The organism is Amnibacterium sp. (assembly GCF_051956055.1).
In the GTDB taxonomy this organism is placed as follows: domain Bacteria; phylum Actinomycetota; class Actinomycetes; order Actinomycetales; family Microbacteriaceae; genus Amnibacterium.
Genome location: NZ_JBQCGC010000037.1, coordinates 77,777 through 101,875, shown reverse-complemented (window position 1 = coordinate 101,875; position 24,099 = coordinate 77,777). Strand labels below are relative to the sequence as shown.

Here is a 24,099-nt window from a genome sequence, read left to right as displayed (position 1 = left end):
TGAAGGGGATCCGGTCAGCCGATGGCCACCGGATCCCCTTCAAAATGCACCTATGACGACGATCCGGGCCGCGACGGTGGACGACGCGGAGGGGCTCGGGCGGATGCACTGCGCCTCCTGGCAGGAGGCGTACGGGCAGCTCCTGCCAGCCGGCTTCTTCACGCCGGAGGGCGAGGCGGCGCGCATCGAACGGTGGCGGCGGATCATCGCCGCACCGGCCGGGAGCGGTGCGCTCCGGATCGCGGTCCGGGACGGCGACGTCGTCGGGCACGCCGCCGCGGGCCCCGCGCGCGCGAACGAGACCGCGGGGCCGCCGGTCCGCGAGCGCGAGCTCTGGTCGCTCTACGTCCTCGCCGCCGAGTACGGCACGGGACTCGCGGACGTGCTGCTGACGGCGGTGCTGCCGGACGATGAGCCAGCTGAGCTCTGGGTCTTCGAGGCGAACCCGCGCGCGATCGCCTTCTACGCGAAGCACGGGTTCGTCGCGGACGGAGCACGCCACGTCTTCGGCCCCGAGCTGAACCACCAGCCCGAGATCCGCCTCGTGCGCTGAGCACTTCGCTCACGCTTCTCGACGCCCGTCGCGTGGTGGAGCGGCGAGAAGCGTGAGCGAAGTCAGGAGGCGATCGCGTCGAGCACGGCGACCTCGTCCGCCGGCAGCACGATGTCGGCCACCGCCAGGTTCTCGCGAAGGTGGGCGAGCGAGGAGGTACCGGAGATGAGCAGCACGTTCGGGCTGCGTTGCAGCAGCCACGCCTGCGCGACCTGGAACGCCGACAGCCCGAGCCGCCGCGCCACCCCGTCGAGCTCGTCGGACTGCAGCGGCGTGAAGCCGCCGAGCGGGAAGAACGGCACGTATGCGATCTCCTCGTCGGCGAGCAGGTCGATCAGCCGGTCGTCCTGCCGATGGGCGAGGTTGTACCGGTTCTGCACCTCCACGACGGGCGCGATGGTCCGCGCCTCCGCGATCTGCTCGGCGTCGACGTTGCTGACCCCGAGATGGCGGATCAGCCCCCGCTCCTGCAGGTCGGCGAGCGCCTCGAACTGCCGCGCGATCGAGCCCGCGATGGGCGCGTCCTGGCCGCCGACGCGGAGGTTCACGACGTCGAGGGCGTCGAGCCCGAGGTGCTCCAGGTTCTCGTGCACCTGCCGCACGAGGTCCTCCGGTTCGCGCGCGGGCGGCCAGCCGCCCCGCTCGTCGCGGCGGGCGCCGACCTTGGTCACGATCACCAGGTCGTCCGGGTACGGCGACAGCGCCTCCCTGATGAGCTCGTTCGCGACGGCGGGCCCGTAGAAGTCCGCGGTGTCGATGTGCCGCACCCCGAGCTCGACCGCGGTGCGCAGCACGGCGAGCGCCTCGTTCCGGTCGTCCGGCGGCCCGAGCACGCCCGTGCCGGGCAGCTGCATCGCACCGAACCCGATGCGCGGCACGTCCCGGTCGCCGAGCCGGTAGCGGGAGGCGGAGGTCGTCGTACTGCTCACGGGCTCAGCCTGCGCGACGAGCCTGGACGCCGCTCAGATCCCCGCGGCGTTGAACGCGAGGCCGAGCACGTACGTCACCGCCGCCGCGCCGTAGCCGATCAGCAGCTGCCGGAGCGCGCGGAGCAGCATCGGCGCGCCGGACAGCAGGCCGACCACCGCGCCGGAGGCGAGCAGCGCGATGCCCACGAGACCGGCGGCGAGCGCGACCGCGAGCACCCCGGACGCCCCGAACAGGTACGGCAGGATCGGCACGAGCGCGCCGGAGGCGAAGAACGCGAAGCTCGACAGCGCGACCCCGAGCGGGGTGCCGACCGTCTCCACGTCGACCTCGTTCGCGGGCAGGCTCGGCGCCTCCTGCACGCGGAGCACCTCGTGGGCCGCGCGCTCGGCCTCCGCCTCCCCCATGCCGCGGGCGCGGAACACGAGGGCGACCTCGTTCTCGTCGAAGTCGATGCGGGTCAGCGCCCTCGCGGACTGCGGTGACGGCGAGGAGGCGGCGAGCAGCTCCCGCTGCGACGACACCGACACGTACTCGCCCGCGCCCATGGAGAGCGCGCCGGCGAGGAGCCCGGCGATGCCGGTCACGAGCACGAGCCCCGGGTCCGCGCCCGCGGCGCCCACGCCGAGCACGAGGGCCAGGTTGCTGACCAGCCCGTCGTTGGCGCCGAACACCGCCGCGCGGAACGTGCCGGAGATGCGGTTCCGGCCGCGCATCGCGAGGGACCGGACGACCTCCTCGTGGATGCGCTCGTCCGCGGCCATCTGCGGGGTGGCGTCGTCCTCGTCCTCGTACGGCGAGCGCGACTCCGCGCGCTGCAGCAGGGCGAGCACGAAGACGGAGCCGAACCGGCGGGCGAGCAGGCCGAGCAGGCGCGTGCGGGGGCTTACGGGGGTCGGCCGCTCGCCCGCCTCGCCGAGGAGGTCGAGCCAGTGCTGCTCGTGTCGTCCCTCCGCCTCGGCGAGTTCGAGCAGGATGTCGCGGTCGGGACCGGTGCGCCGGGACGCGAGATCCCGGTAGACGGCGGCCTCGGCGCGTTCGTCGGCGAGGTAGCCGCGCCAGCGACGGACCTGCTCGCGGGTCGGGGGTGCGGTCATGCGTCCTCCTGAAGGGCGGCGGTCGGGGCGTCGAGCGATGCGGTCGATCGCACGCGGAAGAAGCGGCGCGGGTTCTGCAGCTCGGCCGGCTCCGGCAGCGCCCGGCGGCCGAGCGCGCCTTCGAACCGGACGGCGACCGCGGTGCACAGGGCGCCGTCGACGACGCCGGGCGCGACGCCTCCGGTGACGCGCGCGAGCCGGAGGCGGTCCGGCTGCCCGGCGGCGAGCACGCCGATGCGCACGCCGGGCACGAGCTCGTCCTCGAAGGCGCGCAGCTGGTCGCGCCAGGCCGGGGTCACCCGACCGCGCGGGTCGGCCGCCGGCAGGCCGAGGAGCGCGGCCGGGCTCTCCGGGTCGATGTCGTCGACGCGCAGCACCCAGAGGTCGGGCTCCGGAGCCGCCACGCCGGCCTGCGCCCGGGCGCCTGGCCACGCGTACTCGAGCCCCTCGGTCGTGCCGGCGAAGCGGGGCCGGTAGAACGCCGGGTCCTTCGCGATCAGGCGCGACCGGTGGCTCTCGTGCAGGAGGGGGTCGCCGAGCCACGGCGGCAGCAGCCCGCGCTCGGCGAGCGCGCCCTGCGGCACGCCCTCGACCTCCGGCGCGAACTCGAGCACCTGCTCCGCGACCGAATCGGCGTGCCCCCGCTCCGTCCAGGCGCGCACCGTCGCGAGCCCGTACGCGGTCAGCGCGGGCACGAAGCCCCGCCACATGGCGACCGCCGGGTGCCGCTGCCAGCCGTAGGTGGGCATGAGCACGGCGCGGAGGATCTGCAGGGTCTCCACGCGCTGCTTGCCGAGCCGGGCGTCGTCGAGCACGCGGGCGCTCGCGTCGAACGACGCGTACGGGAGGAACGTCTGCATCGCTGCTCGAGCCTAGGGCGACCCCTGCGGCCGGTCAGCCCTGGATCCGTTTGCGGAGCAGGTCGATGCGCGCCTGCAGCTGCTCGGGGGTCGCCTGCGCGACCGCGGGCCCACCGCAGGTCCGGCGCAGCTCGCTGTGGATGGCGCCGTGCGGGGTGTTGGTGCGGTGCGACCACAGCCCGACGAGGTCCTGCAGCTGCTGCCGCTGCTCCTTGATGCGCCGGTGGAGGGGGATGTCGGCGAGGCGCTGCTCGGCCGGGGTGGGTCCGGCGGGCGGGGCGGCCCGCTTCCCGCGCCGCTGCTGCTTCGCCTGACGGTGCTTCAGGAGGTCGCGCACCTGGTCCGGTTCGAGGAGCCCCGGCAGCCCGAGGAAGTCGAGCTCCTCCTCGCTGCCCACCTCGGCCTCGAAGCCGAACTCGCCGCCGTCGTAGAGCACCCGGTCGAACGTCGCGTCGCTGCCGAGCGCCTGGAACGACCCGTCGAGGGTGAGCGACTCCGACGCCTTCTCGAGCCGGTTCGCCTCGTCGAGGGCACCGTCATCGAGACCGCCCTGCGCGTCGTCGCCCTGCTCCTGCCGGTCGAGGGCGTGGTCGCGCTCGAGCTCGAGCTGCTCCGCGAGCTTCAGCAGCACCGGCACGTTCGGCAGGAACACGGAGGCGCTCTCGCCGCGCTTCCTCGCCCGTACGAACCGCCCGATCGCCTGCGCGAAGAACAGCGGGGTGGAGGCGTTGGTCGCGTACACGCCGACCGACAGGCGGGGGACGTCGACGCCCTCCGAGACCATCCGCACCGCGACGAGCCAGCGGTCCGTCCCGGCCGAGAACGCGGCGATGCGGTCGGACGCCTCCTTCTCGTCGGAGAGCACGACGGTCGCCCGCTGGCCGGTGATCACGCGGAGCTGCTCCGCGTAGGCCCGCGCGACGGTCTTGTCCGTCGCGATCACCAGGCCGCCCGCGTCGGGCACGTGCCGCCGCACCTCGCTGAGCCGCTGGTCGGCCGCGCGCAGCACGGCCGGGATCCACTGCCCCTCCGGCGCGAGGGCGGTGCGCCAGGCCTGCGCGGTGATGTCCTTCGTCGACGGCTCGCCGAGTCGCGCGCTCATCTCCTCGCCGGCGCTCGTGCGCCAGGTCATCGCGCCGGAGTAGACCATGAACAGCACCGGGCGCACGACGCCGTCCTCGAGCGCGCGACGGTAGCCGTAGGAGTAGTCCGTGACGGAGGTGCGGATCCCGTGCTCGTCGGGGGCGTACTCGACGAACGGGATCGGCGCGGTGTCGCTGCGGAACGGGGTGCCGGACAGCGACAGCCGCCGCGTGGCGTTCGCGAACGCCTCCCGCATCCCGTCGCCCCAGGAGAGCGCGTCGCCGCCGTGGTGGACCTCGTCCAGGATCACGAGCGTCCTGGCCCCTTCGGTGAGCCGCTTGTGCAGCGCCGGATCCATGCCGATCTGGGCATACGTGAGCGCGGCGCCGTGCCAGTGCCGGCCGAGCCAGCCGTCCGAGTTCTTGAACGCGGGGTTCAGGTGGATCGCGACCCGCTCCGCGGACTCGGCCCACTGCCGCTTCAGGTGGTCCGTCGGCGCGACCACGGTGACCTTGTCGACGGTGCCGCGCGCGAGGAGCTCCTTCGCGAGCCGGAGGGCGAACGTGGTCTTACCCGCGCCGGGCGTCGCGGCGACGAGGAAGTCGCGCGGCTCGCGCTCGAAGTAGGCGCTGAGGGCCTCCTCCTGCCAGCGCCGGAGGCGGGGCCCGGTCCCCCTCGGCGCGCGGTCCGGGAACGCCGGAGGCAGGCTGGCGGCTTGATGGGCACCGGGGGCGGCGTCGAAGACGGGGGCGGCCTCCGGCGCCTTCGAGGGAGTGCTCATCGGGACGTCCACGGTAACCGCGACCGGCCCGACTCGCCGACCACCACCGTGCGCCGGGCGTTTCGCCGCCCGCGCCGCGGGAGAGGATGGTGACGTGGTGTTCCAGCGGTACGTCGCGATCGGCGACTCGTTCACGGAGGGCTTCGGCGACCCGGATCCGGACAGCCCTGGCGGCCTGCGGGGCTGGGCGGACCGGACCGCGGAGGTGCTCGCGACGCGGACGGAGGACTTCGCGTACGCCAACCTGGCGGTCCGCGGGCGGCTGCTCGGCCGGATCGTCGACGAGCAGATCGAACCGGCCATCCGGCTGCGGCCCGACCTGATCACGATCTCCGCGGGCGGCAACGACGTGATCCGCCCCGGCACGGACCCCGACGCGATCGCGGCCCGGCTCGACCCCGCGCTCGAGCGGCTCGCGGCCACGGGCGCGACGCTCGTCCTGTTCACCGGGGTCGACGTCGCGTTCTCGCCGGTCTTCCGGCGCATCCGCGGCAAGGTCGCGATCTACAACGAGCTCCTGCGCGGCCTCGCGGCGAAGCACGGCGCCCTCGTCGCGGACCAGTGGGGGCTGAAGGCGATCCAGCGCGCCGACTTCTGGAGCGAGGACCGGCTCCACCTGAACGCGTTCGGCCACCACGAGGTCGCGCGGATGGTGCTCGGCGTGCTCGGGGTGCCGAACGACCTCGAGCCGAGCAACCCGGCGCCGCTGCCGGCCCGCTCGTGGCGGGAGGCGCGGGTGGAGGACCTGCACTGGACCAGGGAGCACCTGATCCCCTGGATCGGACGCCGCATCCGCGGCGTCTCCTCCGGCGACACGGTCGCACCGAAGCGCCCGGGGTTCTGACCGGCGCGATACGCGCGATCACTCGACTCGGAGCCGTCTGACCCGAGCGCGCGTGGGTGCACGCGGGCGCTCGCGCCCGCGGTACCGCACTCCTCCTCCGATCCGCCTCCGGATCCTCAGGGAACTCGGACGTTCGCGCGGCCGGCGGCCGCGCCGTCGGGCCCGTTCTCACGGGGACGCGGATCCACGGGCCGGGCATCGATCCGGTAACGACCCGTTCGGGGTGCTCGGAGCAAGGCCGGCGCCCTCCGGATGCGCCGCCGAGCGCGGCCCTTCAGTACCGTCGCTGCCCGTTTGCCGGGCACCCGACGTGCCCGTTCCCCGTCCGTCCACCGAACGGTGCCCATGCTCAGCTACATCTCGAACCGGCTCGGCCAGATCCTGTTCTCCTCCTGGCAGCACGTCAGCCTCGTCGTCCAGTGCCTGGCGCTCGCGACGCTCATCGCCCTCGTGCTCGCCGTCCTCAGCTACCGCCTGCCCGCCCTCCGGTCGCTCGCGGACGGCGTCACGGCCGTCGGGCTCACGATCCCCTCGTTCGCCCTGATCGGGCTGCTCGTCGCGCCGTTCGGGTTCGGCGTGCTGCCCTCCGTGATCGCCGTGACGTTCTTCGCGGTGCTGCCGATCCTGCGGAACGCGATCGTCGGGTTGGCCGGCGTCGACCGCGCGACCGTCGAAGCCGCCCGCGGGATCGGCATGGGCCGCACGCGGACCCTCCTGACCGTCGAGCTCCCCCTCGCCTGGCCCGTGATCCTCGGCGGCGTCCGGGTCTCCGCCCAGATGGTGATGGGGATCGCCGCGGTCGCCGCGTACGCGCTCGGGCCGGGGCTCGGCGGCCTGCTGTTCTCCGGGCTCGCCCGTCTCGGCGGCGCGAACGCGCTGAACGCCGTCGTCGTCGGGGTCGTGGGCGTCGTCGTCCTCGCCCTCGTCCTCGATCTGCTGCTCGTCGGCCTCGGCCGACTCACCACCCCGAGAGGAATCCGTGTCTGATCACGCGACCACCGCCACCGCCACCGCCACCGCCACCGGGCAGCGCATCCTGCTCGAGCACGTCACCAAGCGCTACCCGGGCCAGGAGGAACCGGCCGTCGCGGACGTCACGCTCGAGATCCCGGCCGGCAGCATCGTGATGCTCGTCGGGCCGTCGGGCTGCGGCAAGACCACGACGCTGAAGATGATCAACCGCCTCATCGAGCCCACCTCCGGGCGGCTGCTGATGGGCGACGAGGACGTGACCTCGATCCGCGGTGACGAGCTGCGCCGGCGGATGGGATACGTGATCCAGGCGGGCGGCCTGTTCCCGCACATGACCGTCGCGACCAACATCGGGATGGTGCCGAAGATGCTCGGCTGGTCCAGGGCGCGGATCGCCGAGCGGGTCGACGAGCTGCTCGAGCTCGTGTCCCTCGACCCGGCCCAGTACCGCGATCGGTACCCGCGCGAGCTCTCCGGCGGCCAGCAGCAGCGCGTCGGGGTCGCCCGCGCGCTCGCGGCGGACCCGCCCGTGCTGCTCATGGACGAGCCGTTCGGCGCGGTCGACCCGATCACGCGGCAACGACTGCAGGACGAGCTGCTGCGGATCCAGGAGGAGGTGCAGAAGACCATCGTCTGCGTCACCCACGACTTCGACGAGGCGGTGAAGCTCGGCGACTGGATCGTCGTCATGGACCGCGGCGCCCGCGTCGTCCAGTACGACACCCCCGAACGGATCCTCGCGGACCCCGCCGACGAGTTCGTCGAGAACTTCATCGGCTCCGGCGCGGGGCTGAAGCAGCTGACGCTCACCCGGGTCCGGGACGTCGAGCTGCGCTCGGCGGTGACCGTGCCGACCGGCTCCCCCGCCGCGGACGCGATCCGCGGGATGCGCGCGGCGGGCCATCGGCACGTCGTCGTCCTCGACGAGCGGGACCGGCCGGTGCAGTGGCTGTCCGAGCGGCAGCTCGGCCGCTCGGAGACGATCGGTCACGAGGTCGACGGGGATCTGCCCGTGGTGGGCAGCGGGGCGACGCTGAACGACGCGCTCGACACGATGCTCGTCTCGAGCGCCGGCGCCGCGCTCGTCGTGGGCCGCCGTGACGTCTTCGCCGGCGTGATCGACGTCGAGACCGTGATGACCGCGATCACGAAGGCCCGGGAGAGCGCCGGGGCGACCACGGCCGACGCCGCTCCGATCGGCTCCACGACCGGATCGGGTCCCGTGGCGCAGGGGGCCGGGTCGTGACCGCGGAACCGGTCCGCACGCCGCCGAAGGGCGGAGCACCGGCGCGGAGCCGCGGCCTCCGCCGCGGCTCCAGCCGGCTGCCCCTGCTGATCCAGCCGCTCGCCGTCGCCGCCGCGCTCCTGCTCCTCGGCGTCTGGCTGAGCACCGCGCACCTCAGCGCGACGGAGCGCAACACGCTCGCGGTCCGGGCGATCCTCGCCGCGACCGGCCAGCACCTCCTCCTCACCGCGGTGGCCGCGGCGATCGTGCTGGTGATCGGGCTCCCGCTCGGGGTGCTGCTCACCCGCCGTGGCGTCCGACGCGTCAGCGGGATCGTGCTCGCCCTCGCGAACCTCGGTCAGGCAGCGCCCCCGTTCGGGCTGATCGTGCTGATCGCGGCGCTGATCGGGCTGGGCTGGAACGCCGCGCTCATCGGCCTCGTGCTCTACGCGCTCCTGCCGGTCCTCCGGAACACGATGATCGGCATCGAGCAGGTCGACCCGAGGCTCGTCGAGGCGGGACGAGGGATGGGCATGAGCGCGGCCGCGGTCCTGCTGCGCATCGAGCTCCCCCTCGCGGTCCCGATCGTGCTCGCGGGCGTCCGAACCGCCCTGGTGCTGCTCGTCGGCACCGCCGCGCTCGGCGCGTTCGTCGGGGCCGGCGGCCTCGGCCAGCTGATCACCACCGGGGTGTCGCTCTACCTCATGCGCGTCCTCATCGCCGGGGCGATCCTCATCGCACTGCTCGCACTCGTCATCGACTGGCTCGGCCGCATCGTCGAGGTCGTCGCGCACCCGAAGGGCATCTGACATGGCACGCCTCCTCCGCATCGCCGCCGCCTCGGCCGTCACCGCAGCGGCGGCGGCCGCGCTGACCGGGTGCGGGCTCCAGCCCGCCTCGTCGTACGTCCCCGCCGCGGCCCCCGCCGCGATCACCGCGCACCACCCCAAGCCGGGCCCCCCGGTGGTCGTCACGTCGAAGCAGTTCACGGAGCAGCTGATCCTCGGCAAGATGGGCGTCCTCGCCGCGAAGGCGGCCGGCTACCCCGTCACCGACCTCACGAACGTGCCCGGCAGCGTCCCCGTGCGCCGCCTCATGGTCTCCGGGGGCGCGAACATGACCTGGACGTACACCGGCACCGCCTGGCTGACGTACCTGGGGCACCGACGCGGGATCCCGAACCCGCAGCAGCAGTACCGGGCGGTGCGCGACGCGGACCGCGCCAACGGCCTGACCTGGCTTCCCGTGTCCCGCGAGAACAACACGTACGCCATCGCCGTGCGGAAGTCGTTCGCGAAGCGCACCGGCATCAGCAAGCTCTCGCAGATCACCGACGTGCCGCCCGATCAGCGGACCTTCTGCCTCGACTCCGAGTTCAACAGCCGTTCGGACGGCTTCACCCCGATGCTCCGGCACTACGGCATCCCGCGCGACTCGCGGGCCGGCGTGCCGCGCGGGAGCGTGCACATCTTCGACATCGGCGCGATCTACGCGGCGACGGCGAAGGGGAACCAGTGCAATTTCGGCGAGGTGTTCGCCACCGACGGCCGGATCGCGAGCCTCGGGCTCGTCGTGCTCAAGGACGACAAGCGGTTCTTCCCCTCGTACAACCTGTCCCCCGTGCTCAGCACGGACCTGCTGAAGACCTATCCGGGGCTGCGCGCCGTGTACGAGAAGGTCGCGGCGAAGCTCACGAACGACGTCATGATCGAGCTGAACCGTCAGGTGGACGTCGACGGCCGCGAGCCGGCCAACGTCGCCTTCGACTGGATGGTGCGCGAGGGGCTGATCAGCCGGCCCTGATCGTTCGCGGCGGGGCCCGTGTCGGGTCCCGCCGGGCAGCGCAGCGGGTGGGTCAGCCGCCACCACACCGGGGCCGCGAGGACGTCCCGGTCCAGCACGAGCGGCACGACGACGCGCTTCCCGTCGACGACGTAGGTGACGGTGCCGACGTGCTCGCCCTTGCGGCCTCCGGTGATCGACTCGACCGCCGCGGACCGCTGGACCTTGGCCCGGCCCCACACGAGCCGGCTGACGTCCTCCGCGGCCACCGCCTTGCCGACGCCGCCCCACTTCGTCCGGTACGTCGCGAACACCTGCCCCTTCGTGGCGAGCGACAGGTCGTGCAGGCTCTTCGTCACGCTCGCGAGCAGCGCGGGCACGTGCGCGTCGAGCGTCGGGTGGTCCTTCGCCCCGAGCACCACCCCGACCAGCTGCACCGTCCTCGCGCCGACCCGGACCCGGGCGCTGAACAGGAGGTTCGCGGAGCTGATGCCGTAGGTGCCGGTCTTGATCCCGTTCACCCCGTTGCTGCCGAGCAGCTCGTTCGTGTTCGTGATCTCACCCACGTTCGGCTCGTCGGCCGCCCGCTTCTGCACGATCGCCGCGAGCACCGGGTTCTGCAGTGCGAGCTCCCCGAGCCGGATGAGCGCGGCGGGCGTCGCCCGGTCGCCCGCCGACAGCCCGTTCGTGTCGACGATCGAGATGTCGGTGAGGTGGTGCGCCTTCAGGAACGCGTGCGCCGCGACGAGGTAGTTCGGCACGGACCCGAACGCCCAGATCGCGAGCGATTCGGCGTAGTTGTTGGCGGACGGGATGAGCGTCGTCTCGATCGCCGCGCGCTCGGACACCCGCCAGCCCGCCTGCACCGGCTGCCACGAGCCGTTCTGGGCGATCACGTCGCGGAGGATCTGCACGTCCTTCTGGCCGAACGTGATCGTCGGACCCTGCTCGTCCACCGTCAGCGGCTTCTTCTCCAGCAGGACCAGCGTGGTGACCATCTTCGTGATGCTCGCCATCTCGTGCGGCGTCTGCGGACCGTGCTCGGCGAGCACGCCGTCGATGCCGACCGCGCCGATCGCGGACGAGCCGAACGAGGGGAAGACGGGGTCCGCCGCGGGCGTCGCCGACCGGGTCGCCGCGGCGACCTCGGCCTGCGCCTGGGGCACGGGGGCGACGATCGACACCGGCACGCCGACGCCGATGATCAGGATCAGTCCGACGGACACGGACGCGACGAATCGGCGCAGACCGTATCGGGGCTTCTCCTCTCGCGGCACCGTGCGAGTGTAGGAGGAGGGGTGCGCACCCCGCGGCCTCGGTCCCTGGGGTGTCGCAGGTCGGTTCAGCCCGCGTGCAGGAGCCGTCGAGCGACGCGGCTCCCCCTCCTCCTGGATCGGTCAGGCGGCCGAGGACGCCGGCCGCAGCGCGTAGACGGCCAGCGCGGCGGCCGCGGCGACGTTCAGCGAGTCCACGCCGTGGGACATGGGGATCCGCACGTGCCGGTCGGCGGCCGCGAGGGCGGCCCGGCTGAGCCCGTCGCCCTCCGTGCCGAGCACGAGCGCGAGGCGCTCCGGGAGGTCGGCCGCGAGCACGTCGATGTCCTCCGCCCGGTCGGTGAGCGCGAGCGCGGCGATCGAGAACCCGGCGTCGTGCAGCAGCGGAGCGGCCTCCCGCCACTCCGGCAGCCGCGTCCACGGCACCTGCAGCACGGTGCCCATGCTGACGCGGACGCTCCGGCGGTAGAGGGGGTCGGCGCAGCGGGGGGTGACGAGCACGGCGTCCACGCCGAGCGCTGCCGCGCTCCGGAAGATCGCGCCGACGTTCGTGTGGTCGACGACGTCCTCGATCACGACCACGCGCCTCGCGCCCCGCAGCAGCGCGGCGGGATCGGGCAGGTCCGGCCGGTGCATCGAGGCGAGCGCGCCGCGGTGCAGGTGGAAGCCCGTGAGCTCCTCCAACACGGCGTCCTCCCCGACGTGCACGGGCACGTCCGGGAACGGTGCGAGCAGCGGTTCGAGCTGGGGCAGCCACTCCGCGCGGGTGAGCACGGCACGCGGGCGGTGCCCGGCGTGGATCGCCCGCGCGATCACCTTCGTCGACTCGGCGAGGTAGAGCCCGCCCTCCGGTTCCAGCAGCCGCCGCAGCGCGACGTCGGTGAGCCGGGTGAAGTCGCGGAGCGCAGGGTCGCCGAGGCCGTCCGCGGACAGCGGAAGGATCCGCATCGTCGTCCTCCCCTCCCCGATTACGCTTCCAGGCTATGGGTGGAGCGGCGGCCGGAATCGCGCAGCAGCCGGCCGCCGACGTCCTCGAGCAGGCGGCCGAGCTGCTCACCGGCACCGTCGCGGTGCTCACCGGCGCCGGGATCAGCACCGATTCGGGCATCCCCGACTACCGCGGCGAGGGTGCCCCGAAGCGCACGCCGATGACCATCCAGCAGTTCCTCTCCGCGGAGTCGTTCCGCCAGCGCTACTGGGCGGGCAGCTACCTCGGCTGGGCCCGGTTCGTGGCGGCCGAGCCGAACGACGCGCACCGCGCGCTGGCAGAGCTGGAGGCGGCGGGCCGCGTCCCCGGCGTCGTGACGCAGAACGTGGACGGGCTGCACGGCAAGGCCGGTTCCCGTCACGTGGTCGAGGTGCACGGGTCGGTGGACCGCGTGGTGTGCCTCCGGTGCGGCCAGCTGTTCGCGCGAGGCGCCGTCGCGGAGCGGATCGAGGCCGCGAACGGATGGTTCGTGGGCGGCGCGACGGTGACGCTGAACCCGGACGGCGATGCGGACGTGGGCGACGTCAGCGACTTCGTGGTGCCGGACTGCACGGTCTGCGGCGGCACGCTGAAGCCCGAGGTGGTCTTCTTCGGCGAGTTCGTGCCGCGTGAGCGGTTCCAGGAGGCCGCGGCGGTCGTGCGCCGGGCGGACGCCCTGCTCGTCGCCGGGTCCTCCCTCGCCGTGAACAGCGGTATCCGCCTGATCGAGCAGGCGCGGCGGCGCAGGGTGCCGATCGTGGTCGTGAACCGGGGCGCGACCAAGGCGGACCGGGTCGCGACGCTGAAGATCGACGCGGGTACGACCGAGACCCTGACCGCCCTGCGGGACCTCCTCCTCCCCTGACCCCGTTCGCGGTTCCGGAGCTATTCGGCGACACGCCGCGAGCGGGCGCCCGGGGGCGGCGTGTCGCCTCGCAATTCCGGATCCGCGAACGGTCGGGAGGCGGCCCGTAGGCTGGCCGGGCTATGACCGACCTCGTCCTCGTGCGCCACGGCGAGACCGAATGGAACCGGGTCGGCCGGGTCCAGGGCCGCACCGACCTCCCCCTGAACGACACGGGACGCGAGCAGGCGAGGGCGACCGCGAGGCGGCTCCGCGGCGACCGGTTCGACGCGGTCGTCGCCAGCCCGCTCTCCCGGGCGGCCGAGACCGCGGACCTCATCGCCGACGGTCTCGGCATCGGACCCGTGGAGCTCGTCGACGACCTCGTCGAACGGCACTACGGCGACGCGGAGGGGATGACGGGCGCCGACCTCGACGCGCGCTGGGGCGGCCGGCTGGAGGCGCAGGAGACGCGCGAGGAGGTCGTCGCGCGGGTCACGCCCGCGCTGCTCGCGATCGCGCAGCGGCATCCCGGCCCGCGGGTGCTGGTCGTCTCGCACGGCGGGGTGATCGGTTCCCTCGTGCGGCACACGACGCGATGGGTCTGGCCGGAGCGCGGCGAGCGGATCGAGAACGGGTCCGATCACCTGTTCCGGGTCGTCGACGGCGACATCGAGCTCGTGGAGTTCGCCGGCCGTCCCTGGTCCGCCGACCTGCTCCCCTCCGACGACGAGGTCCCCACCCGCGACTGACGCTCAGCGGCGGCGCTCGGCGACGCGCTGCAGGACCGGGAGCAGTCGGGCGGCGGAGGCGTCCCAGCTGTACCGCGCCGCCTGCTCCAGCGAGGCGGTGGAGCGGCGGCGCCACTCCCCCTGATCCTCGAGCAGCCGCACGGCGGCCGCGAACGCGGCCGGGTCGCCCTGAGCGGCGTAGAGCGCGGCCGAGCCGCCCACCTCGCGGAAGATCGGGATGTCCGTGAGCACGACGGGCACGCCCCGCTGCATGGCCTCCACGACCGGCAGCCCGAACCCCTCGTCCCTGGACGCGGAGACGAGGGCCGTGGCCGTGTCGAGCAGCCGGTGGTAGCCCGCGTCGTCGATGCCGTCGTGGAACACGAGCGTCGCGCCGGCGGCCAGCCGCTCGAGGCGTGCGCGCTCATCGGCGCCGATCCGACTCGTGAGGTGCAGCGTCCAGCCGGGCAGCAGCGCCGCGGCGCGCACGAGCGTCGGCACGTCCTTGTAGCCGATGAAGGCGCCCATGTAGACGATGGACCTGGCGCGCTCCCCCGGCGCCGCAGCCGGGAGGGGCTCGCCGTCGGCCGCGTTCGGCACCACGGTCACCGGACGCCTGGTGAGGTGATGCCGCGCGATCTCCTCCGCGACGGTCTCCGAGACCGTGACGACCTCGTCGGCGCGGTTCAGCAGCAGCCGCTGCGGCAGGTAGCTCGCGTAGAGCAGCCGCCAGCCGAGCCGGACCCACCACGCGAACTCGGTGGGCGGCGTGCGGTGCCGGTAGTAGATGAGGTCGTGCAGCGTCAGCACCAGCCCGTACCGGCGTCCGAGCGAGCCGGAGGTCTGCAGCGGGCAGAACACGACGTCGGGCCGGAGGCGGTTCACCACCCGCGGGATGAGCGGTTCGAGGAGGGAGGCGGGCGGCCGGGTCCGCGCCCAGGGCAGGTCGGGGAGGAGCTCGAGCTGCCGCTCGTCGTCGATCAGCATCGTGAGCGGGACGAGCCGCCCGAGGCCACCCGTGATGCCGGCGGTGTACCGGCTGATGCCGTCGTGCCGCCCGTCGCGGCGGACGTAGCGGCAGTCGACGACGAGCTTCACGCGACCCGCACGCCGGTCACCGCGGCGATCTCCTCCGCGGCGGCCCGCGGGGTCTCGTAATGGACGAGGTGCCCGACGGTCGGGATGACCGCCATGGTCGCGTCCGGCAGCATCGCGGCGAGCGCCCGGACCGCATCGACCGTCGTGATGTCGTCGTGCTCGGCCGCGACGAGGTGCACGGGCAGGGTGAGCCGGTCCGCCCACTCCGTGATGTCGTGGGTGACGGAGGCGCGGAACGCCTCGAGCACGACGCGGCGGGTCGCGTAGCCCGATAAGTAGCGGTCGTGCTGGTTGTGGATCCACGCCCGCAGCGCCGGATCGGACGTCTTCGCGAGGAAGGCGCCCGCGCCGCGCGTGATCGCCCTGCTGCGGAGCAGGGCGTTCCCGGCGCGCTCGGGGAGCGCCCCGCCGACCGCGAAGTCCAGCGACGAGAGCCGCGTGCCGAGCGCGTTCGGTCCGGCGAGCGCGGGCGCCGCGATGGGGTTGATCAGCACCGCGCGCGCGGCGGGCAGGCCGTCGGCGAGCGCTTTCGCGGCCACGATCGTGCCGAACGAGTGCCCGACGACCACGGCGTCGGCGGGCAGCCCCACCGCCGCGGCGAAGCGCAGCAGCCAGGCCGCGTAGCCGTCGATCGAGTGCTCCCCCGCAAGCGGTGCGGAGGCCCCGAACCCCGGCAGGTCCGGCGCGACGACGTGCACGCCTGGGAGGTAGGAGACCACCGGCTCGAGCCCGTGGTGGTCGCCCCGGAACCCGTGGACCAGGAGGAGCGTGGGGCCGGTCCCCGGCTCGCCGTACTCCCACCACGCGGCCGGCACGCCGTCGACGGTCGTGTCGCGCCGCGCGACCGGGGTGCGGGAGAGGCCGTCGGCGTAGGGAGAGGGGACGATGCGCATCGAGCCACGAGTCTAGGAAGGCCGTCCAGCGCCTCCTCCTAGGATCGCCGCAGCGCGCCCGCCAGGCGATCGAGAGGACACCAGACGTGAGCTTCACCGCACCGATCCAGCTGCCGGGGCTGACCCGGGATCCCACCTGGTACAAGCGCGCGGTGTTCTACGAGGTCATGGTCCGCAGCTTCGTGGACAGCAACGGCGACGGCACCGGCGACATCGCGGGGCTCGCGTCGCGGCTCGACTACCTGCAGTGGCTCGGGATCGACTCGCTGTGGCTGCCGCCCTTCTACCAGTCGCCGCTCCGCGACGGCGGCTACGACATCTCCGACTTCAAGGCCGTGCTGCCGGAGTTCGGCACGATCGACGAGTTCCGCGACCTCGTGCGGCGCGCCCACGAGCGGAACATGCGCATCGTCATGGACTTCCCGCTGAACCACACCTCCGACGCGCACGAGTGGTTCCAGCAGTCCCGCAGCGACCCGGACGGCCCCTACGGCGACTTCTACGTCTGGAGCGACACGGACGAGAAGTACAAGAACATCCGCATCATCTTCGTGGACACGGAGGAGTCGAACTGGACGTTCGACCCGGTGCGGCGGCAGTTCTTCTTCCACCGCTTCTTCAGCCACCAGCCGGATCTCAACTACGAGAACCCGAAGGTGCAGGAGGCGGTGTTCGACATCGTCAAGTTCTGGCTCGACCTCGGCGTCGACGGGCTCCGGTTGGACGCGATCCCGTACCTGTTCGAGAGCGAGGAGGGCAACGGCGAGGGCGAGCCGCCGACGCACGAGTTCATCAAGCGCCTCCGGGAGTACGTCGACCGCGAGTACCCGGGCCGCATCCTGCTCGCGGAGGCGAACCAGTGGCCGCGGGAGGTCGCCGCGTTCTTCGGCACCGACGACGAGCCGGAGTGCCACATGGCCTTCGACTTCCCGGTCATGCCGCGGATCTACTACTCGCTGCGGGCCCAGACCGCGACGGAGCTGGTGAAGATCCTGTCGGAGCAGACCGACATCCCCGACACCGCGGCGTGGGGCGTCTTCCTCCGCAACCACGACGAGCTCACGCTCGAGATGGTGGACGAGGAGTACCGGCAGGCGATGTACGGCTGGTACGCCTACGACCCGCGGATGCGCTCGAACATCGGCATCCGCCGCCGGCTGGCGCCGCTCGTGGACAACTCCCGGGCGGAGATGGAGCTCGCGCACGCCCTCCTGTTCTCCCTGCCGGGCAGCCCGTTCCTCTACTACGGGGACGAGATCGGGATGGGCGACAACATCTGGCTGAACGACCGCGACTCGTCGCGCACGCCGATGCAGTGGACGCCGGACCGCAACGCGGGCTTCTCGACGGCGGACCCCGGCAAGCTCTACCTGCCGGTCGTGCAGTCGCTCGTGTACCACTACTCGCTCGTCAACGTGGAGTCGCAGCTCGCGCAGTCGAGGTCGATGCTGCATTGGGTGCGCAACGTCGTGCACACCCGGAAGGCGCACCCCGTCTTCGGGATGGGCGACCTGACGGTGCTCGAGACCGATCACGACTCGGCACTGGCGTTCCTCCGCAACTACGCCGGCTCGGGCAGCTCGATCGGCGACCCTGCCGAGGCCGTGCTCTGCGTGTTCTCCTTCCTGCACAACCCGGTGTCGTTCACGATCACCGCCCCGGACCTCGCGAACCACACCCTCACCGACCTGTTCGGCGGCAGCCGGTTCCCGTCGTTCGACGCGGAGGGGCGTGTGACGCTGACCCTCGGCACCCAGAGCTTCTTCTGGTTGAAGGTCGCGCAGCCCGTGCCGCCGGAGGTGCCGGTCACCACGACCGCGATCCCGATCGTGAGCGTCTCCGACCAGCAGGGCTGATCCGCGCAGCGCTGCGTGCCGCGACGGCGGTGTCGGAGCGGCGACGTACCGTCGGCGGCGTGGCCCAGGACACTCCGACGCTCCTCTTCGAGTTCGAGGCGCCCGCTGCGGACGCGGTGAAGACGCTCGAGGTCGTCTCCACCTGGACGCCGCCCGCGCCGGAGGCGCTCACCGAACCGGTACCGCTGCTCCTCCTGGAGGAGCCGGCGGCGGTCGTGGCGCTCGAGCCGGAACCACCGCTGGAGCCGGAGGCGCCGCTGCCGGAGGCGCCGCTGCCGGCCTGGGCGTCGGCCCTCGGCGTCTTCGACCTCGAGACCACCGGGATCGACACGTCGACCGCGCGGATCGTCACGGCCCACGTCGGCGTCATCGACGAGACCGGTGCGGTGGTCGAGCGCAAGGACTGGATCGTGGACCCTGGCGTGCCGATCCCGGAGGGCGCATCAGCGGTGCACGGCATCACGGACGAGCGCGCCCGGCGCTTCGGCCGGCCGCCGGGCGAGGTCGTCGCGGAGATCCTCGCCGCGATCCGGAGCGTGTTCCTCCGTGGCTTCCCGCTGGTCGTCTACAACGCGCCGTACGACCTCACGCTGCTCGCCGCGGAGGCGGAGCGGCACCGGCTCTGGCCGCTCGAGGTCACGGCGCCGATCGTCGACCCGTTCGTGCTCGACAAGCAGATCGACCGCTTCCGGAAGGGCAAGCGCACCCTCGCCGCGGCGGCCGAGGCGTACGGCGTCGACCTGACGGACGCGCACGACGCGGGCGCCGACGCGATCGCGGCGGGCCGCCTCGCGCAGGCGATCGCCCGGCGCCACCCCGACGCGGTGGCGATGGAGGCGCAGGAGCTGCACGACGCGCAGGTCGCGTGGTGCGCCGATCAGGCGGAGCGGTTCCAGGCGTACATGCGCGAGAAGCGCGATCCTGGCTTCACGACGAGCGGTGCCTGGCCCGTGCGCTGAGCGCTCAGCCGACCCAGGCGGCCTTCGCCCAGACGGAGGTCATCGGAGCCGTCCTGCCCGTGCAGACGCGGATCGGTGCGCCCGTCTCCTGGCTCACCACGCCCTGATCCGCAGGGACCCGCGCCACGACCGTGCAGGACGCGAAGTCGTGGTGCAGCCAGCTGAGGCCGTACCCGACGGCGACCACCGTGCGGGTGCCGGGCGCCGGCGCCGGAAGGGCGTGCATGGCGTTGTGGCCGCTGTAGGTGCGGTGCGCGAGCGACGGCGCGAACCGCTCGATCGCGCCCGCCTCGCCGTAGTTGTGGGCGAGCACCACCGCGCCGGGCTCGTGCGCGGCGGGCACGGCGTCGACCAGGCCGGCGAGGGCCGGCCACCCGAGCTGATCCCTGGTCGCCTGGTTCCAGGACGGCAGCACGGTGCCCGCGAGGGCACCGGACGGCACGAGCGGCAGGGCCAGGAGCGCGGCGGCGGTCGCGTTCAGCGCGGTCGCGGCGATGAGCAGGCCCGTGCGGCGGCGGGACGCGGCCCACTCCACCGTCGGCACGCAGCCGACCGCGAAGACCGCCGTGAGCACCCCGAGGTCGTAGTAGAGCTGGGCGCCCATGACGATGACGAGCACGACGATCGCGACCAGGGTGGCCGAGAGCCACCTGACGTCCTCCCAGCCCGCGCGCCGGAACGGCACCACGAACCCGGCGACGCACACCGGGACGAGCAGCGGCCCGAGCAGCGCGCCGAGGAACGGGACGACCGCCGGCCGCACCCCCGCGGCGTTGTGCGCCGAGAGCGCGGCGCCGACCTGCAGCTCCGGCGCGGCGTGCACGAGCTGCCAGACGAGGTTGGGCGCCCCGATCACGAGCACGAGCAGCGAGCCCGCGAACGCCCAGCCCCAGACGGCGGGACGCCGCGGTCCCACCGCCGCGAGCCCGACCGCGATCGCGAGCAGGAGGGCCAGCACGAGCAGCTTGTTGTACAGGCTCAGCCCCGCCACGACGCCGGCGAGGAGGAACCAGCGTCCCCGCTGCCTGAGCACGCCGCGCAGCAGGCAGAGCAGCACCAGCGGCCACACCACCAGGTCGAACGTGGCGGTGAAGAGCACGTGTCCCAGCACCAGCGGGTAGTAGCCGAAGCCGGCTCCCCACGCGGCGAGGGCCTGCGCCCCGCGGCCGCCGCCCACCTCGGCGGTGATCGCGGCGACCACCACCACGGCCACCGCGGCGACGACGGCTGCGACCAGCCGGAGGGACGACGGCTCGTCGGAGATCGCGCTCACCGCGCGCGCGACGAGCGGTGTGAAGGGCGGCTGGTCGGTGTAGCCCCACGCCGGTGGCAGCAGGCGGAAGTAGAGCTCGTCCCGGTGGTAGCCGTATGCGCCGGACACCGCGATCAGCAGCACGGCCAGCGTGCCGGCGGCCGGCAGCACGGTCCGCCAGGAGATCGGCGCGGGGAGCGGGATCCGCACGGCCGCCGGACGGCTGATCACCGACACGGCTGGCAGGGTCTGCCGCACGCTCACCCGGCGACGGTACCGGGAGCAAGCCGAAGGGCCGCTCCCCTTGCGGGGGAACGGCCCTTCATGCGATGCGCGGTCGCGGCGCTTCGCGCCGTCAGCGACCGAAGTTCTTGAAGCGCTGGTTGAACTTCTCCACCCGGCCGGCCGAGTCGAGGATGCGCTGCTTGCCGGTGTAGAAGGGGTGCGACGCGGACGAGATCTCGACGTCGATCACGGGGTAGGTCGTGCCGTTCAGCTCGACCGTCTTGTCGCTCGTCGCGGTGGAGCGCGTGAGGAAGGTCTCCCCGGACGCGAGGTCACGGAAGACGATCTCGCGGTACTCGGGGTGGATGCCGGACTTCATGACGGATGGACCTCTTCGGATCGAGAGCGAGTCGTGGGCCGCACGTCCGCGGACGGCGGCAGGGCCGCTTCCGCGACCGACCGTCGATGCTACCAGAGCGGCGGGGTGCGGGTCAGGCGGTGGCGCGCGCCGCGTAGCGCCCGTCGCGCTCGGTGATCTCGACGTCGAGGCCGAACGTCTCCCCGATGCGCTCGGAGGTGATCGTCTCCGCGATCGGACCGGCGGCGACGACCTTCCCGTGCTGCACGAGCAGTGCGTGCGTGAAGCCGACCGGGATCTCCTCCACGTGATGCGTGACCATCACCATGCCGGGTGCGCTCGGCGCGCTCGCGTACCCGCCGAGCAGCTGCAGCAGCTCCTCGCGGGCACCGAGGTCCAGGCTCGCGGCCGGCTCGTCGAGCAGCAGCAGCTCCGGGTCGGTCATCACGGCCCGCGCGATCTGCACCCGCTTCTGCTCGCCGTCCGAGAGGTCGCCGAACCGGCGGTCCGCGAGGTGGTCGAGGCGCCATTCGGCGAGCACCCGGTTCGCACGGCGCACGTCGATGTCCTCGTACTGCTCGTTCCAGCGCCCCGTCACGGAGTACGCCGCCGTCAGCACCACGTCGAGCACCGCCTCCGACGGCGGGATCCGCTTGGCCATGGCGCTCGAGGCGAAGCCGATCCTCGGCCGCACCTCGAACACGTCCGTCTTGCCCAGCTGCGCGTCGAGCACCTGCACGGTGCCGCGGGTGGGGTGGAGGAGCGCCGCGGCGAGCTGCAGCAGCGTCGTCTTGCCCGCGCCGTTCGGCCCCAGGACGACCCAGCGCTCGGCGCTGTCGACCGTCCAGGAGACCTGGTCGAGGATCGTGGTGCTGCCCCGGGTCAGCGTGACGTCCGAGAGCTGCAGCACCACTGGCATGCCGTCAACCCTAGAGCCAGCCGCCGTCCGATCGCCTCAGCCGGGCGGTCAGACGAGCGAACGGTAGATCTCGACCGTCTGCGCGCCGATCGCGTCCCAGTCGAACACCGCCCTGGCGCGCTCGCGACCGGCCCGCCCGTACCGCTGTGCACGCGCGCGGTCCGCGACCGCCTCCGCGAGCACCCGGCCGAGGTCCGCCACGAACCGCTCCGGGTCGGTGGGCGTGCCCGTGCCGTCCTGCACCTGGTCGATCGGCACGAGCCACCCCGTCTCGCCGTCGACGACCACCTCGGGGATCCCGCCCGTCGCGGTGCCGACGACCGCGGTGCCGCAGGCCATGGCCTCGAGGTTGACGATGCCGAGCGGCTCGTAGACGGAGGGGCACACGAACACGTCCGCCGCGGTGAGGACCGCTGTCAGCTCGCGCCTCGGCAGGATGCGCTCGATCCACACCACCCCGCTGCGCTGCTCCTGCAGCTCGCGGACGAGGCCGGTCACCTCGGCCATGATCTCCTTCGTGTCCGGCGCACCCGCGCAGAGCACGAGCTGCACCTCCGGCGGCAGCGAAGCGGCCGCGCGCAGCAGGTAGGGCAGCCCCTTCTGGCGCGTGATGCGGCCCACGAAGACGACCGTCGGGCGGTCCGGGTCGACACCGAGCGACCGCACCAGCTCCCGGTCGTCGTTCGGCTGCCAGGCGGTGAGGTCGATGCCGTTGTAGACGACGTGCAACCGGGAGGGGTCGACCCGGGGGTACGAGCGGAGGATGTCGTCGCCCATGCCCCTGCTCACCGCGATCACGGCGTCCGCGGCCTCGTAGGCGGTCCGCTCGATCTCGCTGGAGATGCGGTACCCGCCGCCCAGCTGCTCGGCCTTCCAGGGGCGGAGCGGCTCGAGGCTGTGCGCGGTGACCACGTGCGGCACGCCGTGCAGCAGCTTCGCGAGGTGGCCGCCCGCGTTCGCGTACCAGGTGTGCGAGTGCACGAGGTCCGTGCCGGCCGCGCCCTCGGCCATCTGCAGATCGACCCCGAGCGTCGACAGCGAGCCGTTGGCCGTCTCGAGCTCCGCGGGCGCCCGGTACGCCGTCACGTCCGCCTCGTCGCGGGGTGCGCCGAAGCAGCGCACCTGCACCTCGATGCGGCTCCGCAGCGCCTTCGTCAGCTCGGCGACGTGCACCCCCGCCCCGCCGTAGATCTCGGGCGGATACTCCTTCGTCAGCAGATCGACGCGCACGGGCGCCACCCTAGACCCCGGGGCGCGGCGCCGACAGACACCCCCAATACGTGCGCTGACCGGGAATTTCCAGGATGTCCGAACGTCCGGTGGGAGTACGGTGAGCGCCATGCCATCGAAGAAGATTTTCGGCATCGTGCTCGCCGGCGGCGAGGGCAAGCGGCTCATGCCGCTCACGGAGGACCGTGCCAAGCCCGCGGTGCCGTTCGGCGGCGTGTACCGCCTGATCGACTTCGCGCTGTCGAACCTCCTGAACTCGGGGCTGACGCAGATCGTCGTGCTGACGCAGTACAAGTCGCACAGCCTCGACCGGCACGTGGCGGAGACCTGGCGCCTCTCCGGCCTCCTCAACTCGTACGTGGCGTCCGTGCCCGCGCAGCAGCGGCTCGGCAAGCGCTGGTACCTCGGGAGCGCCGACGCGATCTTCCAGAGCCTCAACCTGATCGGCGACGAGCAGCCCGACATCGTGGTCGTGGTCGGTGCCGACCACGTGTACCGCATGGACTTCAGCCAGATGATCGAGGCGCACATCGCCTCCGGCAAGAAGGCCACGGTCGCCGCGATCCGGCAGCCCATCGCGCTCGCGAACGCGTTCGGCGTCATCGACGTCGCGCCGGACGACCCCACGACGATCCACGAGTTCCTCGAGAAGCCGCAGCATCCGCGCGGGCTCCCCGACTCCCCCGACGAGGTGCTCGCCTCGATGGGCAACTACGTGTTCGACACCGACGCGCTCGTGGCCGCGCTCGAGGTGGACGCCGAGCGCCCCGGCTCGAAGCACGACATGGGCGGCGACATCGTCCCCTGGTTCGTGGAGCAGGGCGAGGCGGGCGTGTACGACCTGAACCGCAACGAGGTGCCGGGATCGACCGACCGCGACCGGTTCTACTGGCGGGACGTGGGCTCGATCGAGTCGTTCTACGACGCCCACATGGACCTCGTGTCCGCCCTGCCGGTGTTCAACCTGTACAACCGGCGGTGGCCGATCTACACGCAGACGCTGAACTCGCCGCCCGCGAAGTTCAACCGCGACTCCTACGGCAACAACACCGTGGTGCACGACTCGATCGTGTCGCCGGGGTCGCTGTTCTCCGGGTCCCGCATCCAGAACAGCGTGCTGGGGCCGTGGGCCGTCGTCGAGTCGGGTGCGTCGGTCGTGGACTCGGTGCTCTTCGACCGGGCGCGCATCGGTCCCGGTGCCGTGGTGCAGCGGGCGATCCTCGACAAGAACGTCGTGATCGCGGAGGGGGCCAGGGTCGGCGTCGAGCACGAACGGGACCGGGAGCGCGGGCTCACGGTCACCGACAGCGGCATCGTCGTCGTGGGCAAGGGCGTCCGGGTCGATCCCTGACCTCTGCCACGCTGGTGC

23 protein-coding genes are annotated in these 24,099 nt (G+C 72.9%); 11 read left to right on the top strand and 12 right to left on the bottom strand.

The genetic code is table 11. The annotated features are described in order from the left end of the window. Window positions 1-52 precede the first annotated feature (52 nt). Window positions 53-553, top strand: a complete 501-nt coding sequence (locus tag ACTHLI_RS05855) for an N-acetyltransferase family protein (protein ID WP_440182157.1) — start codon at window positions 53-55, stop codon at window positions 551-553. Window positions 554-615: 62 nt separating this feature from the next. Here ACTHLI_RS05855 and ACTHLI_RS05850 read toward each other — a convergent pair whose 3' ends face one another. Genes ACTHLI_RS05850 through ACTHLI_RS05835 form a run of 4 tightly spaced genes read right to left on the bottom strand, consistent with a single transcriptional unit; the run spans window position 616 to window position 5,301 of the window. Beyond that, window positions 616-1,482: an oxidoreductase gene (locus ACTHLI_RS05850; RefSeq protein ID WP_440182155.1), complete on the bottom strand. Its 867-nt coding sequence runs from the start codon at window positions 1,480-1,482 to the stop codon at window positions 616-618. A gap of 33 nt (window positions 1,483-1,515) precedes the next feature. After that, window positions 1,516-2,577: a VIT1/CCC1 transporter family protein gene (locus ACTHLI_RS05845; RefSeq protein WP_440182153.1), complete on the bottom strand. Its 1,062-nt coding sequence runs from the start codon at window positions 2,575-2,577 to the stop codon at window positions 1,516-1,518. After that, window positions 2,574-3,437, bottom strand: coding sequence for an MSMEG_6728 family protein (locus ACTHLI_RS05840; RefSeq protein ID WP_440182151.1), 864 nt, complete (start codon window positions 3,435-3,437; stop codon window positions 2,574-2,576). Before ACTHLI_RS05840 ends, ACTHLI_RS05845 begins: the two co-directional genes overlap by 4 nt. Before the next feature lie 34 nt (window positions 3,438-3,471). After that, window positions 3,472-5,301: a DEAD/DEAH box helicase gene (locus ACTHLI_RS05835; RefSeq protein ID WP_440182150.1), complete on the bottom strand. Its 1,830-nt coding sequence runs from the start codon at window positions 5,299-5,301 to the stop codon at window positions 3,472-3,474. 94 nt (window positions 5,302-5,395) lie between these two features. On the opposite strand from ACTHLI_RS05835, the gene ACTHLI_RS05830 reads away from it, so the two are divergent. From ACTHLI_RS05830 to ACTHLI_RS05810, 5 genes are all read left to right on the top strand, one after another. Then, the gene (locus ACTHLI_RS05830; RefSeq protein ID WP_440182149.1) at window positions 5,396-6,145 is read left to right on the top strand and encodes an SGNH/GDSL hydrolase family protein; all 750 of its coding nucleotides are present in this window, start codon (window positions 5,396-5,398) and stop codon (window positions 6,143-6,145) included. Window positions 6,146-6,490: 345 nt separating this feature from the next. Then, a complete protein-coding gene (locus tag ACTHLI_RS05825; RefSeq protein WP_440182148.1) occupies window positions 6,491-7,132 on the top strand; it encodes an ABC transporter permease in 642 nt (213 codons plus the stop codon). Next, entirely contained in the window at window positions 7,125-8,363 is a 1,239-nt protein-coding gene (locus tag ACTHLI_RS05820) for an ATP-binding cassette domain-containing protein (RefSeq protein WP_440182146.1), read from the top strand. Before ACTHLI_RS05825 ends, ACTHLI_RS05820 begins: the two co-directional genes overlap by 8 nt. 77 nt (window positions 8,364-8,440) lie before the next feature. Then, window positions 8,441-9,151, top strand: coding sequence for an ABC transporter permease (locus ACTHLI_RS05815; RefSeq protein WP_440182223.1), 711 nt, complete (start codon window positions 8,441-8,443; stop codon window positions 9,149-9,151). A gap of 1 nt (window position 9,152) precedes the next feature. Further along, window positions 9,153-10,145 carry a glycine betaine ABC transporter substrate-binding protein gene (locus ACTHLI_RS05810; protein WP_440182145.1) on the top strand — a complete coding sequence of 331 codons (993 nt, stop codon included), beginning with the start codon at window positions 9,153-9,155 and terminating at the stop codon, window positions 10,143-10,145. Here the strand turns inward: ACTHLI_RS05810 and ACTHLI_RS05805 are convergent. Both ACTHLI_RS05805 and ACTHLI_RS05800 read right to left on the bottom strand, forming a co-directional pair. Further along, window positions 10,064-11,401: a D-alanyl-D-alanine carboxypeptidase family protein gene (locus ACTHLI_RS05805; RefSeq protein ID WP_440182144.1), complete on the bottom strand. Its 1,338-nt coding sequence runs from the start codon at window positions 11,399-11,401 to the stop codon at window positions 10,064-10,066. The two genes, ACTHLI_RS05810 and ACTHLI_RS05805, sit on opposite strands and share 82 nt — an antisense overlap. Before the next feature lie 120 nt (window positions 11,402-11,521). Beyond that, window positions 11,522-12,346 (bottom strand): TrmH family RNA methyltransferase, encoded by an 825-nt coding sequence (locus ACTHLI_RS05800; protein WP_440182142.1) that lies wholly within the window; start codon window positions 12,344-12,346, stop codon window positions 11,522-11,524. A gap of 35 nt (window positions 12,347-12,381) precedes the next feature. Here ACTHLI_RS05800 and ACTHLI_RS05795 point away from each other — a divergent pair, with 35 nt between their 5' ends. Then, entirely contained in the window at window positions 12,382-13,230 is an 849-nt protein-coding gene (locus tag ACTHLI_RS05795) for an NAD-dependent protein deacetylase (RefSeq protein ID WP_440182140.1), read from the top strand. Window positions 13,231-13,352: 122 nt separating this feature from the next. Then, window positions 13,353-13,961 (top strand): histidine phosphatase family protein, encoded by a 609-nt coding sequence (locus ACTHLI_RS05790; protein ID WP_440182138.1) that lies wholly within the window; start codon window positions 13,353-13,355, stop codon window positions 13,959-13,961. Window positions 13,962-13,964: 3 nt separating this feature from the next. On the opposite strand, the gene ACTHLI_RS05785 is transcribed toward ACTHLI_RS05790, so the two are convergent. Next, the gene (locus ACTHLI_RS05785; protein ID WP_440182137.1) at window positions 13,965-15,038 is read right to left on the bottom strand and encodes a glycosyltransferase family 4 protein; all 1,074 of its coding nucleotides are present in this window, start codon (window positions 15,036-15,038) and stop codon (window positions 13,965-13,967) included. Further along, window positions 15,035-15,931, bottom strand: coding sequence for an alpha/beta fold hydrolase (locus ACTHLI_RS05780; RefSeq protein ID WP_440182135.1), 897 nt, complete (start codon window positions 15,929-15,931; stop codon window positions 15,035-15,037). The genes ACTHLI_RS05785 and ACTHLI_RS05780 overlap by 4 nt, the downstream gene beginning before the upstream one ends. An 86-nt stretch (window positions 15,932-16,017) precedes the next feature. Here ACTHLI_RS05780 and treS point away from each other — a divergent pair, with 86 nt between their 5' ends. Beyond that, on the top strand, window positions 16,018-17,787 hold the full coding sequence (gene treS, locus ACTHLI_RS05775; RefSeq protein WP_440182134.1) for a maltose alpha-D-glucosyltransferase: 1,770 nt from the start codon (window positions 16,018-16,020) through the stop codon (window positions 17,785-17,787). 59 nt (window positions 17,788-17,846) lie between these two features. Next, window positions 17,847-18,746, top strand: coding sequence for an exonuclease domain-containing protein (locus tag ACTHLI_RS05770; RefSeq protein ID WP_440182133.1), 900 nt, complete (start codon window positions 17,847-17,849; stop codon window positions 18,744-18,746). A gap of 4 nt (window positions 18,747-18,750) precedes the next feature. On the opposite strand, the gene ACTHLI_RS05765 is transcribed toward ACTHLI_RS05770, so the two are convergent. The 4 genes from ACTHLI_RS05765 to glgA form a co-directional block, all read right to left on the bottom strand. Continuing rightward, window positions 18,751-20,262: a glycosyltransferase family 39 protein gene (locus ACTHLI_RS05765; RefSeq protein ID WP_440182132.1), complete on the bottom strand. Its 1,512-nt coding sequence runs from the start codon at window positions 20,260-20,262 to the stop codon at window positions 18,751-18,753. A gap of 91 nt (window positions 20,263-20,353) precedes the next feature. Beyond that, window positions 20,354-20,602, bottom strand: coding sequence for a type B 50S ribosomal protein L31 (locus tag ACTHLI_RS05760; protein WP_440182131.1), 249 nt, complete (start codon window positions 20,600-20,602; stop codon window positions 20,354-20,356). Between the two features lie 112 nt (window positions 20,603-20,714). Then, entirely contained in the window at window positions 20,715-21,500 is a 786-nt protein-coding gene (locus ACTHLI_RS05755; RefSeq protein WP_440182130.1) for an ABC transporter ATP-binding protein, read from the bottom strand. Between the two features lie 48 nt (window positions 21,501-21,548). Continuing rightward, window positions 21,549-22,730 (bottom strand): glycogen synthase, encoded by a 1,182-nt coding sequence (glgA, locus tag ACTHLI_RS05750; protein ID WP_440182129.1) that lies wholly within the window; start codon window positions 22,728-22,730, stop codon window positions 21,549-21,551. Window positions 22,731-22,839: 109 nt separating this feature from the next. Between glgA and glgC the strand changes: the two genes are divergently transcribed. Next, window positions 22,840-24,081, top strand: coding sequence for a glucose-1-phosphate adenylyltransferase (glgC, locus tag ACTHLI_RS05745; protein ID WP_440182128.1), 1,242 nt, complete (start codon window positions 22,840-22,842; stop codon window positions 24,079-24,081). Window positions 24,082-24,099: the final 18 nt, after the last annotated feature.

Coding starts and splice junctions, on each gene's coding strand:
- ACTHLI_RS05855 (WP_440182157.1), top strand. CDS start 53: ATGACGACGATCCGGGCCGCGACGGTGGACGACGCGGAGGGGCTCGGG.
- ACTHLI_RS05845 (WP_440182153.1), bottom strand. CDS start 2,577: ATGACCGCACCCCCGACCCGCGAGCAGGTCCGTCGCTGGCGCGGCTAC.
- ACTHLI_RS05840 (WP_440182151.1), bottom strand. CDS start 3,437: ATGCAGACGTTCCTCCCGTACGCGTCGTTCGACGCGAGCGCCCGCGTG.
- ACTHLI_RS05835 (WP_440182150.1), bottom strand. CDS start 5,301: ATGAGCACTCCCTCGAAGGCGCCGGAGGCCGCCCCCGTCTTCGACGCC.
- ACTHLI_RS05825 (WP_440182148.1), top strand. CDS start 6,491: ATGCTCAGCTACATCTCGAACCGGCTCGGCCAGATCCTGTTCTCCTCC.
- ACTHLI_RS05810 (WP_440182145.1), top strand. CDS start 9,153: ATGGCACGCCTCCTCCGCATCGCCGCCGCCTCGGCCGTCACCGCAGCG.
- ACTHLI_RS05800 (WP_440182142.1), bottom strand. CDS start 12,346: ATGCGGATCCTTCCGCTGTCCGCGGACGGCCTCGGCGACCCTGCGCTC.
- ACTHLI_RS05795 (WP_440182140.1), top strand. CDS start 12,382: ATGGGTGGAGCGGCGGCCGGAATCGCGCAGCAGCCGGCCGCCGACGTC.
- ACTHLI_RS05790 (WP_440182138.1), top strand. CDS start 13,353: ATGACCGACCTCGTCCTCGTGCGCCACGGCGAGACCGAATGGAACCGG.
- ACTHLI_RS05780 (WP_440182135.1), bottom strand. CDS start 15,931: ATGCGCATCGTCCCCTCTCCCTACGCCGACGGCCTCTCCCGCACCCCG.
- ACTHLI_RS05760 (WP_440182131.1), bottom strand. CDS start 20,602: ATGAAGTCCGGCATCCACCCCGAGTACCGCGAGATCGTCTTCCGTGAC.
- ACTHLI_RS05755 (WP_440182130.1), bottom strand. CDS start 21,500: ATGCCAGTGGTGCTGCAGCTCTCGGACGTCACGCTGACCCGGGGCAGC.
- glgC (WP_440182128.1), top strand. CDS start 22,840: ATGCCATCGAAGAAGATTTTCGGCATCGTGCTCGCCGGCGGCGAGGGC.